This is a genomic window from Mesorhizobium koreense (assembly GCF_031656215.1).
GTDB lineage: Bacteria > Pseudomonadota > Alphaproteobacteria > Rhizobiales > Rhizobiaceae > Mesorhizobium_L > Mesorhizobium_L koreense.
Genome location: NZ_CP134228.1, coordinates 891,098 through 905,934 on the forward strand (window position 1 = coordinate 891,098; position 14,837 = coordinate 905,934).

Sequence of the window (14,837 nt, forward strand, 5' to 3'; positions counted from 1 at the left end):
CCTTTAGAATCCCCACTGGCTTAGGGCGAGGCTGGACGAGGAAGGCGCGGCATTGAGGGAAGCGAGGGGGTATGCCCCGCGCCTGTGGGCGCTCGTGGGACACGCGCTGTACCGGCGCGCCCGCCGGCGTTTGCGCGCCGGCCCCGCCTATCGCTGGCGCTACGCCGGGCGCACGCCAGAGCGCATCCTGGTCGCGCCTCCCGATCTCAGGCTCGCCGACCCGCAGACCGCCGCCGATATCTATCACGGCCGTTTTCCCTTCGCCGGCCATGTCGTCGAGGCGAGCGGACAGTCGCCCTTCCAACTCGAGGTGAACAATCCCGCCTGGCTTGAGAATTTGAACAGCTTCCGCTGGCTGCGCCATATGCGCGAGGCCGGCACCGACCTTGCGGCGGCGAATGCGCGTGCGCTCGTCGCGGAATGGATCGCCGCCCATGGCGGCCGCATCTCCGGCCTGGCCTGGGATCCGGCCGTCACCTCTCGGCGCGTTATCGCCTGGCTGCAGCATTCGGCCATCGTCCTCCACGGCGCCGAATACCCGTTCTACCGCTCCTTCCTGAGACTTCTGGCCGTGCAGATACGCTATCTGCGCGTCATGGCGCCGGAAATACCCGATGGCGAGGAGCGGTTGCGCGCCCGCATCGCGCTTGCCTTTGCCGCGCTGTCGCTGCCGGCATCGGCGTCGGTGCTCCGCAGTGCCGTTCGTCATCTTTCCGATGAACTGGAACGGCAGATATTGCCCGATGGCGGACACATCTCGCGCAACCCAGCCGCCATCCTCGAACTGCTCGCCGATCTCCTGCCGCTGCGCCAGACCTTCGCCAACCAGGCGGAGGCGCTGCCGCCCGCCCTCATGGGCGCCGTCGACCGCATGCTGCCGGCGCTTCGCTTCTTTCGCCACCAGGACGGTACGCTGGCGCATTTCAACGGCGTCGGCGTCACCATCCACAACCGTATCGCGGCTGTGCTGCGCCACGACGATACGATCGGCGCGCCGCTCATGCATGCCCCGCATTCCGGCTACGAACGAATGGTCGCGGGCGGCACCACAATCATCGCCGATACCGGCCCGCCGCCGCCGCCGGAAGTGTCGCGCAACGCGCAGGCCGGGTGCCTCTCCTTCGAACTTTCCTCCGGCCGTCAGTTGTTCATCGTCAATGCGGGCGTCGATTCCTTCGGTGCGCGCGATTTCCGCCCGCTGTCGCGCGCCACCGCCGCGCATTCGACCGCGACGATCAACGACGCTTCGTCCTGCCGTTTCAACCTCTCGCCGCGTCTCGAACAGGTCGTGGGCACGGCGATGGTGGACGGGCCGCGCCGCGTCGAATGCGAGCGCATCGAGCATGGCGGTCACCAGGGCTTCGTCGCCCGCCATGACGGCTATCTCTCCCGGTTCGGGCTGATCCACGAACGCCAACTCATGCTCTCAGACGACGGCGGTACGCTAAACGGCGCCGACCGCTTTTTCACCGCCGACGGTCGGCCGGCATCCGGCCGCGCGGCCGACTTCATCGCCCTTCGCTTCCACCTGCATCCGGATACGCGGCTTCACCGCGACGAGGAGGGGCGCATGCTCATCGCAGCGGCACGCGGCGGCGAGTGGGCGTTTTCCTGCAGCGGCGTCGAGCCGGAGGTGGAGGACTCGATCTTCTTCGCCGGTCTCGCCGGGCCGCAGCGGAGCCGCCAGATCCTGCTCAGCTTCCGCGCATCGGAAATCCCGGAAATCGCGTGGCGGCTGACGCGAACGCGGGCGGTCCTGCCCGGCTAAGGGTGGACGAGGCGGACATACCCTGACGGTTTGATTCCGCCCGGCATCGTGCTAGTTCGCGCGCATCCTTTCCCGGAGATTTCGCGATCATGGCCGTTGCCTCGAAGAACATCCCGGCGCCCGACCTGGTGCCGGTGCGCCGCGCCCTTCTTTCCGTCTCCGACAAGACAGGCCTTGCCGATTTCGCCCGCAAGCTCGCCCATGCCGGTGTCGAGCTGGTTTCGACGGGCGGCACGGCGAAGGCCATCGCCGAGGCCGGCGTGGCGGTCCGGGACGTGTCCGATCTCACCCGCTTCCCCGAGATCATGGACGGCCGCGTCAAGACGCTGCATCCCATGGTCCATGGCGGGCTGCTCGGCGTTCGCGATGACCCCGAACATGCATCGGCGATGGAGACGCACGGCATCAAGCCGATCGACCTCGTCGTCATCAACCTCTACCCCTTCGAGGAAGTGCGCTGGTCGGGCGCCGGCTATGCCGCGACGGTCGAGAACATCGATATCGGCGGACCGGCGATGGTCCGCGCGGCGGCGAAGAACCATGCCTATGTGGCGGTGGTGACGGACGCTACCGACTACGACGCGGTGCTGAACGCGCTGGAACTGAATTCCGGCAGCCTTTCCTACGAGTTCCGGCAGAGGCTGGCGGCAAAGGCTTTCGCGCGGACGGCCGCCTATGACGCGGCGATCTCCAACTGGTTCGCCGACGCGCTCGATATCGAGCATCCCGCCTGGCGCGCCTTCGGCGGGCGGCTGGAGAACGTCATGCGCTATGGCGAGAACCCGCACCAGCAGGCCGGCTTCTATGTCACCGGAGAAAAGCGCCCGGGCGTGGCGACAGCGCGGCAGGTGCAGGGCAAGCAGCTTTCCTACAACAACATCAACGACACCGATGCCGCCTTCGAACTGGTCGCCGAGTTCGATCCGAAGCGCAGCGCCGCCGTCGCCATCATCAAGCATGCCAATCCGTGCGGCGTCGCCGAGGCGGGAAGCGTGGTCGAAGCCTACCGCAACGCGCTTTCCTGCGATCCGGTATCCGCCTTCGGCGGCATCGTGGCGTTGAACCGGATGCTCGACGCGGAAGCCGCCGCCGAGATCGTCAAGCTCTTCACCGAAGTCATCATCGCGCCCGACGCCACCGAGGAAGCGCGGGCGATCGTCGCGGCCAAGAAGAATCTGCGCCTGCTCCTTGCCGGCGACCTGCCCGACCCGCGCGCGCCCGGCATCACCGCGAAGACGGTCGCCGGCGGGTTGCTCGTCCAGTCGCGCGACAATGGCAATGTCGATGATCTGGATCTCAAGGTCGTAACGAAGCGCGCCCCGAGCGACCGGGAGATGGCCGATCTCAAATTCGCCTTCCGCGTCGCCAAGCACGTCAAGTCGAACGCGATCGTCTATGCGAAGGATCTGGCGACGGTCGGCATCGGCGCCGGGCAGATGAGCCGGGTGGATTCCTCCAGGATCGCCGCTACCAAGGCGCTCGACGCGGCGCGTGAAGCCGGCCGGAGCGAGCCCGGGACGAAGGGAAGCGTCGTCGCCTCCGACGCTTTCTTCCCTTTCGCGGACGGGTTGCTCGCGGCAGCGGAAGCCGGTGCCACGGCCGTCATCCAGCCCGGCGGCTCGATGCGTGACGAGGATGTCATCGCCGCCGCCGACGAACATGGGCTGGCCATGGTGCTGACCGGCATGCGCCATTTCCGGCATTGATGGCGGGTCGAGCGATCACCTATCGCCAAGTTTCGCCCAACGGTTCGGCGTTGCCTCGCCGGGCTCCCCATCCTCGACGATTGTCGGAAGGGCCAGGAATGACGAAGTGTGGGTGGCCTCCCGCCAGAACGTGGATAGGATCGCGCCTGCCGGCCTCCGGAAACCGCTGATCTCCGCGCTTCCCGCATTTTTCTTCTCTCCCTTTATCCACGCCCTTTTCCCTTCCTCCATACTCCCCGTCAGTTCCTCCCATCGGGAACACCGATCATGACGGTGATTGCGTGGGGAGGAGCCGGCGCCTCCGCTGTGATGCTGACGTGGCATCATGGCCGGGGAGGTCCTGCCGGGAGGTTCCCCTGGGGGCACTATGACCCCTGCGTGTCGGAAAGAGGCACACAGACCCGAGACAGAAGAGCGCTTCGGGAGCAGCGGAACAGGCGGGAACAGAAATCGCCGGACGGGCGGCCGCAAGGTCGCACATAATTTACTAGATGAGCGGGCTTTCGGCCGCCCGTCTTTCCCGAATGATCAATGGCCAGACGGTGGAGAAACCGGGCGTGGCGAGGATGGAGCGTGTGCGATCACAGACGCGATAGTCTCCTGCCCGGGTGGAGGATGGGGAGTATTTTTACAAACGATAAACTTCAAACGAGAGGCATACCCCAAAGCCCGACCGGGCGTCGCGGCATGGGCCGCGCCCCCGCGGAGCCTAGCCGCGAAAGCGGCGGTGCGGGCGTGAGCGAAAGGAGAAACGCTCTTACCCCGAAACCTCCTTGTCGCCGTTCGCCTTGATGAAGGCGTGGATGTAAGCGAAGGAGGGCAGCAGGTGCGCATCCGCCGGCCTCAGTCCGGCCACGGAGCCGAGCCCCGCGGCGAAATGGTTGCAGTTATAGAACTCCATGTGCCAGAGCGGCGGATGGGCGAGCGCCTGCCGCACCTTGACCAGAAGCTTCTGATACTGGTCCGCCGTCAGCGAGACGCGGTAGGCGGCGCCTGGCGTGTAATCGCAATCGCGGCTGCTCGGCAGGAGTTCGCCCGGCACCGGCACGATGGCGCCGCCGTAAAGGCCAAGCACGCTGCCCGACGGGAACAGGCCGATATATTGCCGCGTAAGGACGTTGCCGTCCTTATCCAGCCGCCCGAAGACGTCGTACATATGCCCGGAGATGATGGCGTAGGATTTGCGGTAGCGGAACTCGATGTAATAGGGGTCGCCCTTGCGCACGCGGCTTGCGGTCAGCTTGGCGTCGAGGCCGAGCGGCTTGCCGTATTTTGCGCAGGTGAGCTGCGGGAATTCGACCGGCGTCGTGCCCGCCGTCTTCACGGACGCATCGACGGGAGCCGTGGCGCTGTCGACCGACGCCACCGACTGGCAGCCGGCAAGAGATGCGGCGGTCAACGCCGCAAGCAGGAATCTGAAAACGGAACGCACGATAGCCCTCGAGGAAAATTAGCCGCGCCTATCAACCTAAGATCGTGGCAATCGTCAATAGATGTAAGGAATGATCCGCCAGCTACGGTCGCGATAGGCACGGTACTCGTCACCGAACGCTTCTTCCATCATTCGTTCCTCCGGCCCGATGCGCGACGCGAAGAGCAGGCCGAAACCGACAAGCCCCGCCGGCCCCGCCACCCAGTTCGGCAGGAGCAGCGCCTGTGCCAATGCCATCAGCCAGAACGCCGAATACATCGGGTGGCGCAGCGTCCGATAGACCCCGCTTGTGACAAGCCTGTGGCCTTCCCGCAATTGCAGCGAAACCGACCACATCCTGCCGAGCGCCTTGTGGGTGAGGCGGAAAAGGACGACCGCGCCCACCGCTGCCAGTACACCGAGGAGAAACGGGATCGGCTCGAGCCGATAGGAGGCGAAACGCGGCCATCCCGTCGCGACATAGATGAAGGGCACGATGCCGAGCCCGATCGTCGATATGGCAAGCCTCAGCCGCTCCGCCATGCCCTTGGCATTACGGCTGATCCTGGTGCGCTTCGAGCGCCGTGCGAAGGGGACGCGCAGCACATACCACGTCACCACGAGCACCGCCCAGAGTGCCTTGCCGGCGACGACGAGGCTCACAATCCCAGCCTTTCGGGCGCTCCGTGTGCGGGCCAATGAGCCGCCAGTCCGCCGTGAGCCGCGATCTCGGAAAGGGGCTGGGGCCCACAGAGGATCGCATGGAAGGAATAACCCGTGCGCTTCTCCGACGCATAGACGAACTGGCGGTGCACCCGGAAGAAATTGTACTTGATCGCGCGATATGTGCTTTCGCCGAGTTGGCTTCGGAAGCGCACGTGAAGGATGCGGGGGCCGTTTCCGGCGACGATGCCGAGCGCCTTCTTCGGGTCGCTGCCGTAGAAGTTGATCGGGTCGGTCAGCGACTGCACGTCGATCCAGGTGACGGGGCTGGCGACGATGGCCGCCACCGCTTCCCGGAGCTTCGTGGCGGCCGGATGCAGCGCCACCTTGAGCAGGCTCGACCCGGTCGTCAGAAGGCCGATCTCCGCCTGGGGCCGGCTGTGCCTGAGGGCCGATTCCAGGGCCAGTATGGCGGTGATCGCGCCGAAACTGTGCGCGGCGAGCAGGATCTCGTCCGCGTCGGTCGCCTCGATTCGCTGCCTTATATCCGCGGCTATGAGACCGATACGTTCGCCGATGTCGGAGCTTCCGCCGCGCGCGATGTCGCGGGCGCAGGCCCAGTCGTCCATCATCAGGAGGAAATGCATTTTCAACGAGGCCAGCCACAGCGCCAGAACGAAGGCGATCAGTCCGGCGACCCAGCGGAATTCCCGATCTCCCGGCAGGAAACGAGCGACCAGGACGCCGATCAGCAAAGCGGCGAGGAGAAGCGCCACCGGATAGAGGAAGAACAGTCCGTAGCGCCAGCTCGTCCGAACGAAACGGAAGAAGGTGCCGGTAACCACGAAATCGGCGAGCGCGGCAAGCCCGGCGAGCGTACGCAGCACGCCGCCGCGCTCGGCATAGGCGTCATTCAGGTCGTCGAGGCCATAGAGAACGATTTCAGTGTCGGTCCGCCAGTCTTCACCGGAGGCATGGACGGTGAATCCGGCGGTGCTGACGCCCTCTCTTGCGAAGGCGGGTTCGCTCGTCTCGACTTTCATGTCGAACACCGGCGCGTTCTTCTTCGCCTCGCGAACGAAGCGGGCACAATGCGCCTCGACCGGGATCGGCTCGAAGCCGGGAAAGACCAGGGCGAGGCGGCGGGCGACGGTCATGTCTGCCTTTTAGCGATCACCCCGGCGATTGCGCGCGGCGAGCGTCCTCAACCTCAGCGCGTTCAGGCGGATGAAGCCTGCCGCGTCCTTCTGGTCATAGGCGCCGCGATCGTCCTCGAAGGTGACGAGCGCGTCGGAATAGAGCGATTTCGGCGACTTGCGGCCGGTGACTATGACGTTGCCCTTGTAGAGCTTGAGACGCACCGTTCCTTCGACCTCTTCCTGGCTCTTGTCGATCAGGGCCTGCAGCATCTCGCGCTCGGGCGAGAACCAGAAACCATTGTAGATCATCTCCGCGTAGCGCGGCATCAGCTCGTCCTTGAGGTGCGCCGCGCCGCGGTCGAGGGTGATCGATTCGATGGCGCGATGGGCGGCGATCAGGATGGTGCCGCCCGGCGTCTCGTAGACGCCGCGCGACTTCATGCCGACGAAGCGGTTTTCGACGAGGTCAAGGCGGCCGATGCCGTTGTCGCGGCCGAGATCGTTAAGCGCAGCGAGAAGGGTAGCCGGCGACATGGCCTTGCCGTTCAGCGCCACCGCGTCGCCGCGCTTGAACTCGACGGTGATCTCGGTGACCTTGTCGGGCGCATCCATCGGCGAGACGGTACGCTGATGGACGAATTCAGGTGGTTCACTCCACGGATCCTCGAGCACTTTGCCTTCGGAAGAAGAGTGCAGCAGGTTGGCGTCCACCGAGAACGGCGCCTCGCCCTTCTTGTCCTTCGGCACCGGAATCTGGTGCGCCTCGGCGAAATTCAGGAGATCGGTGCGCGACTTGAAGGACCAGTCGCGCCATGGAGCGATCACCTTGATGTCGGGATTGAGCGCGTAGGCCGACAGTTCGAAGCGGACCTGGTCGTTGCCCTTGCCGGTTGCTCCATGGGCAATCGCGTCGGCGCCCGTCTCCTTCGCGATCTCGACCAGATGCTTGGAGATCAGCGGCCGCGCGATCGACGTGCCGAGCAGGTAGACGCCCTCGTAAAGCGCGTTGGCGCGGAACATCGGAAAGACGAAGTCCTTCACGAATTCCTCGCGCAGATCCATGACGCGGATGTCCTTGATGCCGAGCATCTCCGCTTTCCGGCGCGCCGGCTCCAGTTCGCCGCCCTGGCCGAGGTCGGCGGTGAAGGTGACGACTTCGGCGCCAAGCTCCGTCTGCAGCCATTTCAGGATGATCGATGTATCGAGCCCCCCAGAATAGGCGAGCACGACCTTCTTGACGTCTTTCAGCGTAGACATGGTGTTTCCGGTATTTCGGTTGGCGCGACAGGGCGGACTATGGGCGCACTCATAGCAGGAAAGCGCAGCCGGACAAGCGGGGCGGATCGCCCGATGAATCGCCCGTCATCCTCATGGCCCGGACGATTGGTCGCATGAAGCGGAAATTGCATGGCCGGGCAACCAAAGTTTCAATGGGCACTCGCCTCATTCTGTGCAATGGAGACCGCGGCCATCCGGCCGTGCAAGCCATGCAAAGCCGTACAGGAACATCATTACAGGGACATATCATGACCGAAGACAGCAGCCTTCTCGACAGCGCGCTCGTTCGTCTCGACGAAGCCGCGCGCCACATCAATGTCGATGCCGATGTGATCGAGAAGCTGAAATATCCGCGCGAAACGACCAAGGCGCGGCTGATGATCCGCATGGACGACGGCTCGCGGAAATCGTTCCTCGCCTGGCGGTGCCGTTATGACGATACGCGCGGGCCGACCAAGGGCGGCATCCGTTTCCACCCCAGCACGACGGCCGACGAGGTGGAGATGCTGGCGTTCTGGATGACGTTCAAATGCGCCGTGATGAATCTTCCCTATGGGGGCGGCAAGGGCGCCGTACAGGTCGACCCGCGCAAGCTTTCCAAGGCGGAATTGGAACGCCTGTCGCGCGCTTACATCCAGGCCTTTTCCCGCATTATCGGGCCCGACCGGGATATCCCGGCCCCCGACGTCTATACCAACGCCATGATCATGGGCTGGATGGCGGATGAATACAGCCAGATCGTGGGCAGCGCCTCGCCGGCGGTCATCACCGGCAAGCCGCTGGCGCTCGGCGGTTCGGTCGGCCGCGGCGACGCCACCGCGCGCGGCGGTTATTACCTGGTGCGCCATCTGGCCGAGGAACTCGGCCTGCGGGGAAAGCTGCGCGTCGCCATTCAGGGCTTCGGCAATGCCGGCCAGTATATCGCGTCCCTGTTCGAGGCGGATGGCCACAGCATCGTCGCGGTATCGGATTCGGGTGGCGCGGTACAGTCGGCGAACGGCCTTTCGCTCGACGCCTTGCTGGCGGCCAAGCAGGCTAACAATTCCGTCATCGCCACCATCGGCAAGAACGGGCACGAGGCGCTGAGCGCCGACCGGCTGGTGGGGGTCGAATGCGACATCCTGGTTCCCGCGGCGCTCGAGAACATGATCGACGCGGACAATGCCGACACGGTCAAGGCCCGCGTCGTGCTCGAGCTCGCCAACGGGCCCGTCACCCATGACGCCGACGATATTCTCGCCAAGCGCGATATCGTCGTGCTGCCGGACATCCTGGCCAATGCGGGCGGCGTCACCGTCTCCTATTTCGAGTGGGTCCAGAACAAGCAGGGCTATTACTGGGAATTGCAGGAAATCCACGACAGGCTGCGCACCATCATGGAGCGCGAGGGTCGCGGGATATGGGAACTTGCCGCCAAGCGCGGGATCACCATGCGCACCGCCGCCTATGTCCACGCGCTCAGCCGGCTTGCCGAAGCCATCGAGGCGCATGGAACGCAAAGCTATTTCGATAGCTGAAGCGGCCTGCTAGAAGATTTCCGCGTGGAGGCGCCGCGCCGGCGGCGCCTTCGTGAAAGAAAGGCCGGATCGTTTTCATGTCCTTCGTTCCCGATCTTTCGGTGCTGATCCAGTTCGCCGTGGCGACGTTCATCCTGGCGATCACGCCGGGGCCGGACATGACGCTCTTCGTCGGCCGCGCGCTTTCGGAGGGCCGTGCCGCGGGGTTGGCGTGCATGGCCGGGGCGCTGAGTGGCTGCGTCATCCACACGACGATGGTGGCAGTCGGTCTCTCGGCACTGATCGTGGCTTCGCCGGAAGCTTTCCTGGTGCTGAAGGTCTGCGGCGCCGGCTATCTGATCTGGCTTGCCTTCAATGCGATCCGGCACGGTTCGGCGTTCAAGCCCGAGAAAGAGGCCGGCGGCTCGTCCCATTCGCTCTTCCGCAACTGGGCGAAAGGCGTCGGGATCAACCTGCTCAACCCGAAGATCATCCTGTTCTTCATGACCTTCCTGCCGCAATTCGTGTCGGCCCACGATCCGCACGCGCCCGGCAAGCTGTTCTTCCTGGGGTTGCTGTTCATCGTGCTGTCGGTGCCGATCACTATCCCGATGGTGCTGGCGGCGGACGGCTTCGCCTCGCTCCTCAAGAAAAGTCCGCGCGTCACGCGCATGACCGATTATCTCTTCGCCGGTGTCTTCTCGGCTTTCGCGCTGAAAATACTTTCCGCCCACGCCCGGTCGTGAACGCAACGCCGCCATGGCGGCAGACAAAAAGGCCCGGTCATCGGATCGAGTTCATCGGTCTCGGTCCAGATCGGACTGGCACACTCGGCTCGTCGCAGGCAGTCGCGATCGCCATATCGCAGTGACCATGGGAATTCTGGTGCCGACGCAAGTCGGACGATTTTGGACCGCTCCTGTTCAGGCCGCCGCCGCTGAAAGCGAGTTGAAAGCTTGCCGGCGTATCAATGTCTTCACGGCTGCAAGCCGTACGCCGGCGATACCGGCAGGAGGAGATGCGGCGATACTCAGGCACGCCGCCCTAAAGGAGGAAACCAAGTGACCCGTTTCATTTCGAAAAATATTTTGCGCGCAACCACCATTGCGCTCGCCATGGGCGCCGCCATAGGCGCAACAACGGCTTCCGCCGCAGACAAGATCACCATTATCGTCGGCGGCATCGAAAAGCAGATCTACCTGCCGGTCGTCCTCACCCAGCAGCTCGGCTATTTCAAGGACGAGGGGCTGGATGTCGAACTGCTCAACACGCGAGCCGGCGTCGAGGCCGAGAACGAGCTTCTCGCAGGCGCGGTCCAGGGGGTCGTCGGCTTCTACGACCATACGATCGACCTGCAGTCGAAGGGCAAGTACATCGAATCGATCGTTCAGTTCAGCCAGGCTCCGGGCGAGGTCGAACTCGTCTCCTCGAAACATCCGGAGGTCAAGTCGCCGGCCGACTTCAAAGGGAAGACGCTCGGCGTCACCGGGCTCGGCTCCTCGACCGATTTCCTCACCCAGTATCTGGCGGTGCGCGCGAACCTCAAGCCCGGGGACTACTCGCTCCTGCCGGTCGGCGCAGGCAATACCTTCATTGCCGCGATCACCCAAAACCAGATCCAGGCGGGCATGACGACCGAACCGACGATCAGTCGCCTCCTGAAAACCGGCGAGGCCGAGGTTCTCGTCGATATGCGCACGCCCGAAAAGACGACGGCCGCGCTCGGCGGACCTTATCCGGCCGCTTCCTTCTACGTTCAGTCGAACTGGGCGACCAGCCACAAGGAGGAGCTCCAGAAACTCGCTGACGCCATGGTCAAGACGATGCACTACATCGCCACGCATTCGGCCGAGGAGATCGCCGACAAAATGCCGAAGGACTATTACGCCGGCGACAAGGCGCTTTACGTGAAGGGCCTCGCCGGAGGCAAGGCCATGTTCACACCGGACGGCCGCATGCCGGCCAACGGCCCCGAAACGGTGCTGAAGGTGCAGGCCACCTTCAACAAGACCGTAAAGGGCAAGCAGATCGATCTCTCCAAGACCTATACGACCGCGTTCGTGGACGCCGCGAACAAGAAGCTGAGCTCGAACTAAAGAGCTTCCCGGGGAGCCCGGCAACGTCGCCGGGGTCCCCGGAGCATGGATATAGGTGGAGCCCGTTGAATGTGGGCAGGCAAATGGCCTGCGCCCCGGCGGAGGTTATTTCCACGCCAAATCACCGGAGAGAATCATGAACGTACAGACCGTTGCTACACGGAAAGTGACGCCGGATGCTTCGGCCAAGGATGCGGCGATCGCGATCGACGACGTGACCTTGCGCTTCACCACGCCGGATGGCCACATGATGACGGCGCTCCGCGATTTCACCATGACGGTGGCCCGGGGGGAGTTCGCCTGTGTCGTGGGCCCGACGGGATGCGGCAAGTCGACGACGCTTAACCTCGTCACCAGCCTTCTGAAGCCCACCACGGGCACAGTCCGTGTCATGGGTGAGCCCGTCGAGGGTATCAGCCCCGATATCGGCTTCGTTTTCCAGGCGGACGCGCTCTTCCCCTGGCGAAACGTCATCGACAATGTCGCGGTGGGACCGATCTATCGTGGCGTGCCCAGGAGCGAGGCCTATCGGCGAGCGCGCGACTGGATCGCGCGCGTCGGCCTTGCCCGCTTCGAAACGCATTATCCGCACCAGCTTTCGGGCGGCATGAGGAAGCGCGTTGCCCTGGCGCAAACGTTCATAAACCAACCGAAGATCCTCTTGATGGACGAGCCCTTCAGTGCGCTCGACGTGCAGACGCGCGCGCTGATGCAGGACGAATTGCTGAAATTGTGGACGGATCTCAAATCGTCGGTCGTCTTCGTGACGCACGATCTCGAAGAAGCGATCGCGCTTGCCGACAAGGTCTACGTGCTGACCGCCGGCCCGGGAACCGTCAAGAGCGTCTATCAGATCGACCTGCCGCGCCCGCGTGTCATGGCCGATATCCGTTACGATGCCCAGTTCGTCGAAATCGCCCGGATCATCTGGAACGATCTGCGCGAAGAAGTCCAGATCGGCCAGAGCCGCACGCTCGCGTCGGGTCATTGAGGAGGCATCTCATGGCTTTAGTTTCTCCTACCGAAACCGCCGGTTCGGCACGCGACGCGGCGATCGCGTCAGCGGAGCTGAGCGTCAGGGCGCGTGCCCGCCGGCGCTATGCGCTCGTCATCACGCTTCGGCTGGCGCTGCTGATCGTTTTCCTGGGCCTCTGGGAACTGGGCGCCGATAGCGGCGTCATCGATCCCTTCTTCTTCTCCAGTCCTTCCGGGATCGGGAAGCAGATATGGTCCTGGATCACGGAGGGAACGTCGCAGGGTCCGCTCTGGGAGCAGATCTACGTGACGCTGGAAGAGACGTTCATCGGCTTCTTCATCGGTGCCGTCTGCGGTGTGATCGCCGGCATCATTCTCGGCCGTAACCGGCTGCTCGCCGACGTCTTCTCGATCTACATCAAGATCGCCAATTCGGTGCCCCGCGTCGTTCTCGGTTCCGTCTTCATCATCGCGCTCGGCCTCGGCATGGCCTCGAAAGTGGCGCTGGCCTTCGTGATGGTGTTCTTCGTCGTCTTCGCCAATGCCTTCCAGGGCGTACGCGAGGCCGACCGCGCCATGATCGCCAATGCGCAGATCCTCGGCGCTTCGCCCTACCAGATCACGCGCACCGTCATCATCCCCTCGGCGATGAGCTGGATTCTGGCGAGCCTGCATGTCTCCTTCGGCTTCGCTCTAGTCGGCGCCGTCGTCGGCGAGTTCCTCGGCGCCAAGAAGGGCATGGGGCTGCTGATCTCGACGGCGCAGGGCGCCTTCAACGCCAACGGCGTCTTCTCCGCCATGATCATCCTGGCGGTGATGGCGCTGGTCGTCGAGTTCGTGATCACGCAGATCGAAAACCGCCTGGCGAAATGGCGGCCGCCATCCTTCAACGAACAGGGAACCTGATCAGTCTGATCTTTGCCTGTCCTGCGCGAGCGGCAGGTGGACTTCGACCAGCAATCCGCCGGCCACGCTGTCCGAAAGGGCAACGCGGCCGCCGGTGTTTTCGGCCACCTCGCGCACGATCGCCAATCCCAGCCCGCTGCCGTCACCCTGCGTTCCATCGATGCGATAGAAGCGTTCGAACACCTGTTCGCGCTTTTCAGCCGGAATGCCCGGCCCGTCGTCGGAGACCGCCAGCACCGCGGCGTCGCCGACGGCGCGCACTTCCACGGTGACGTTGCCGCCGGCCGGCGTGTAGCGCAGCGCATTATCGACGAGGTTGACGATCATCTCGCGCAGCATCGTTCCGTCGCCGATCACCGGCGCGGCACCGGGAGCCTCCAGCCCGAGGTCGATGCGCCGATCGAGCGCCATCGGCGCGCATTCTTCCAGCACGCGGCGCGCGTCGTCCGCGAGATCGACACGATCGGCGCGCGGCCGCCGGCTGCCCGGTTCGGCTCGCGACAGGGTGAGCAACTGTCCGGCCAGCCTTGCAAGGCGTCCGGCACTCGCCTGCAACGCGATGAGTGCTTCCTCGCGCGCCTGCGTTCCGGTCTCGCGCAGCGCAAACGCGGCTTGTGTCGAAAGCAGCGCCAGCGGCGTGCGCAACTGGTGGGCCGCGTTGGCGATGAAGCGGCGTTGCGCGGCCATTTGCGCCCGCACGCGTTCCATGTAGGCGTTAAGCGCCTCGATCAGCGGCCGAATTTCACTCTGTGCGCCGGCCACCGAGATCGGCTCGAGATCGGCCTTGTCGCGAAACCGCACCGCATTGCGCAGCGCAAGCAGCGGCCGCAGGCCGCGATGAAGGCCGATCAATACGAAAATGGCGGCGAGCGCGACGAGGGCAAATTGCTGGGCGAAAGCCGTTGCCCATAGCCGCCGCACCATCGAGGCATGGCCGGCCAGCGTTACGCCGAGTGTCACCGTAATCGGCGAATCCGCGCCTGCTCCGACAATGGGATGGGTGAGCGACAGCAGCCGCAGCCTCTCATTCCGATAATCGGCCCCGATGCCGGTACGCACGTTCCTTGGCGCCGTCGGCATGTCGGGATATCCCGTCAGCAGCCGTCCTTGCGCCGTCACCACTTGATAGTAGACGCTGTCGTGGTCGCCGGTATCGAACATCTCGATGGCGGCAGGCGGGACAGTGGCGTCCAGCACGCCGTCGATCACCGCCACCTGCTCGGCGATCGCGCGTGCGGAGCCGACCAGCATGCGGTCGGTCACCAGATCGGCCGTGGCCACCGCATTGCTGTGGCTGGTCCAAAGATTGACGGTGGCAAGCCCGGCCATCGGCAATACCACCCACGCCAGTAGCAGCAAGCGAAGGCTTCCGGGTTGCCGCGCCCCGGGCATGCCCGAC

At 64.5% G+C, this 14,837-nt stretch carries 12 protein-coding genes; 7 read left to right on the forward strand and 5 right to left on the reverse strand.

Annotated elements, in window-relative coordinates; genetic code table 11:
- Positions 1-52 precede the first annotated feature (52 nt).
- Complete coding sequence (locus RBH77_RS04195) at positions 53-1,768, forward strand: heparinase II/III family protein (RefSeq protein WP_311030896.1); 1,716 nt, start codon at positions 53-55, stop codon at positions 1,766-1,768.
- Positions 1,769-1,857: 89 nt separating this feature from the next.
- Entirely contained in the window at positions 1,858-3,474 is a 1,617-nt protein-coding gene (gene purH, locus RBH77_RS04200; RefSeq protein ID WP_311030897.1) for a bifunctional phosphoribosylaminoimidazolecarboxamide formyltransferase/IMP cyclohydrolase, read from the forward strand.
- A gap of 757 nt (positions 3,475-4,231) precedes the next feature.
- On the opposite strand, the gene RBH77_RS04205 is transcribed toward purH, so the two are convergent.
- Genes RBH77_RS04205 through RBH77_RS04220 form a run of 4 tightly spaced genes read right to left on the reverse strand, consistent with a single transcriptional unit; the run spans position 4,232 to position 7,944 of the window.
- Entirely contained in the window at positions 4,232-4,906 is a 675-nt protein-coding gene (locus RBH77_RS04205; protein ID WP_311030898.1) for a hypothetical protein, read from the reverse strand.
- Between the two features lie 54 nt (positions 4,907-4,960).
- Positions 4,961-5,548: a protein-S-isoprenylcysteine O-methyltransferase gene (locus RBH77_RS04210; protein WP_311030899.1), complete on the reverse strand. Its 588-nt coding sequence runs from the start codon at positions 5,546-5,548 to the stop codon at positions 4,961-4,963.
- Positions 5,545-6,705 (reverse strand): hypothetical protein, encoded by a 1,161-nt coding sequence (locus RBH77_RS04215; RefSeq protein WP_311030900.1) that lies wholly within the window; start codon positions 6,703-6,705, stop codon positions 5,545-5,547. The genes RBH77_RS04210 and RBH77_RS04215 overlap by 4 nt, the downstream gene beginning before the upstream one ends.
- A 9-nt stretch (positions 6,706-6,714) precedes the next feature.
- Positions 6,715-7,944, reverse strand: a complete 1,230-nt coding sequence (locus tag RBH77_RS04220) for an argininosuccinate synthase (RefSeq protein ID WP_311030901.1) — start codon at positions 7,942-7,944, stop codon at positions 6,715-6,717.
- A gap of 269 nt (positions 7,945-8,213) precedes the next feature.
- On the opposite strand from RBH77_RS04220, the gene RBH77_RS04225 reads away from it, so the two are divergent.
- The 5 genes from RBH77_RS04225 (at position 8,214) to RBH77_RS04245 (ending at position 13,438) form a co-directional block, all read left to right on the forward strand.
- On the forward strand, positions 8,214-9,482 hold the full coding sequence (locus tag RBH77_RS04225; RefSeq protein ID WP_311030902.1) for a Glu/Leu/Phe/Val family dehydrogenase: 1,269 nt from the start codon (positions 8,214-8,216) through the stop codon (positions 9,480-9,482).
- Positions 9,483-9,559: 77 nt separating this feature from the next.
- Positions 9,560-10,207 (forward strand): LysE family translocator, encoded by a 648-nt coding sequence (locus tag RBH77_RS04230; RefSeq protein ID WP_311030903.1) that lies wholly within the window; start codon positions 9,560-9,562, stop codon positions 10,205-10,207.
- 369 nt (positions 10,208-10,576) lie between these two features.
- Entirely contained in the window at positions 10,577-11,557 is a 981-nt protein-coding gene (locus tag RBH77_RS04235; protein WP_311032424.1) for an ABC transporter substrate-binding protein, read from the forward strand.
- Between the two features lie 136 nt (positions 11,558-11,693).
- The gene (locus RBH77_RS04240; protein ID WP_311030904.1) at positions 11,694-12,548 is read left to right on the forward strand and encodes an ABC transporter ATP-binding protein; all 855 of its coding nucleotides are present in this window, start codon (positions 11,694-11,696) and stop codon (positions 12,546-12,548) included.
- An 11-nt stretch (positions 12,549-12,559) separates the two neighbouring features.
- Entirely contained in the window at positions 12,560-13,438 is an 879-nt protein-coding gene (locus RBH77_RS04245; protein WP_311030905.1) for an ABC transporter permease, read from the forward strand.
- On the opposite strand, the gene RBH77_RS04250 is transcribed toward RBH77_RS04245, so the two are convergent.
- Positions 13,439-14,830, reverse strand: a complete 1,392-nt coding sequence (locus tag RBH77_RS04250; protein ID WP_311032425.1) for a sensor histidine kinase — start codon at positions 14,828-14,830, stop codon at positions 13,439-13,441.
- Positions 14,831-14,837 lie beyond the last annotated feature (7 nt).

What these genes read in the sequence shown, in the direction of transcription:
- purH (WP_311030897.1), top strand. Translation starts at nt 1,858, where the DNA reads ATGGCCGTTGCCTCGAAGAACATCCCGGCGCCCGACCTGGTGCCGGTG.
- RBH77_RS04215 (WP_311030900.1), bottom strand. Translation starts at nt 6,705, where the DNA reads ATGACCGTCGCCCGCCGCCTCGCCCTGGTCTTTCCCGGCTTCGAGCCG.
- RBH77_RS04220 (WP_311030901.1), bottom strand. Translation starts at nt 7,944, where the DNA reads ATGTCTACGCTGAAAGACGTCAAGAAGGTCGTGCTCGCCTATTCTGGG.
- RBH77_RS04225 (WP_311030902.1), top strand. Translation starts at nt 8,214, where the DNA reads ATGACCGAAGACAGCAGCCTTCTCGACAGCGCGCTCGTTCGTCTCGAC.
- RBH77_RS04230 (WP_311030903.1), top strand. Translation starts at nt 9,560, where the DNA reads ATGTCCTTCGTTCCCGATCTTTCGGTGCTGATCCAGTTCGCCGTGGCG.
- RBH77_RS04235 (WP_311032424.1), top strand. Translation starts at nt 10,577, where the DNA reads ATGGGCGCCGCCATAGGCGCAACAACGGCTTCCGCCGCAGACAAGATC.
- RBH77_RS04240 (WP_311030904.1), top strand. Translation starts at nt 11,694, where the DNA reads ATGAACGTACAGACCGTTGCTACACGGAAAGTGACGCCGGATGCTTCG.
- RBH77_RS04245 (WP_311030905.1), top strand. Translation starts at nt 12,560, where the DNA reads ATGGCTTTAGTTTCTCCTACCGAAACCGCCGGTTCGGCACGCGACGCG.
- RBH77_RS04250 (WP_311032425.1), bottom strand. Translation starts at nt 14,830, where the DNA reads ATGCCCGGGGCGCGGCAACCCGGAAGCCTTCGCTTGCTGCTACTGGCG.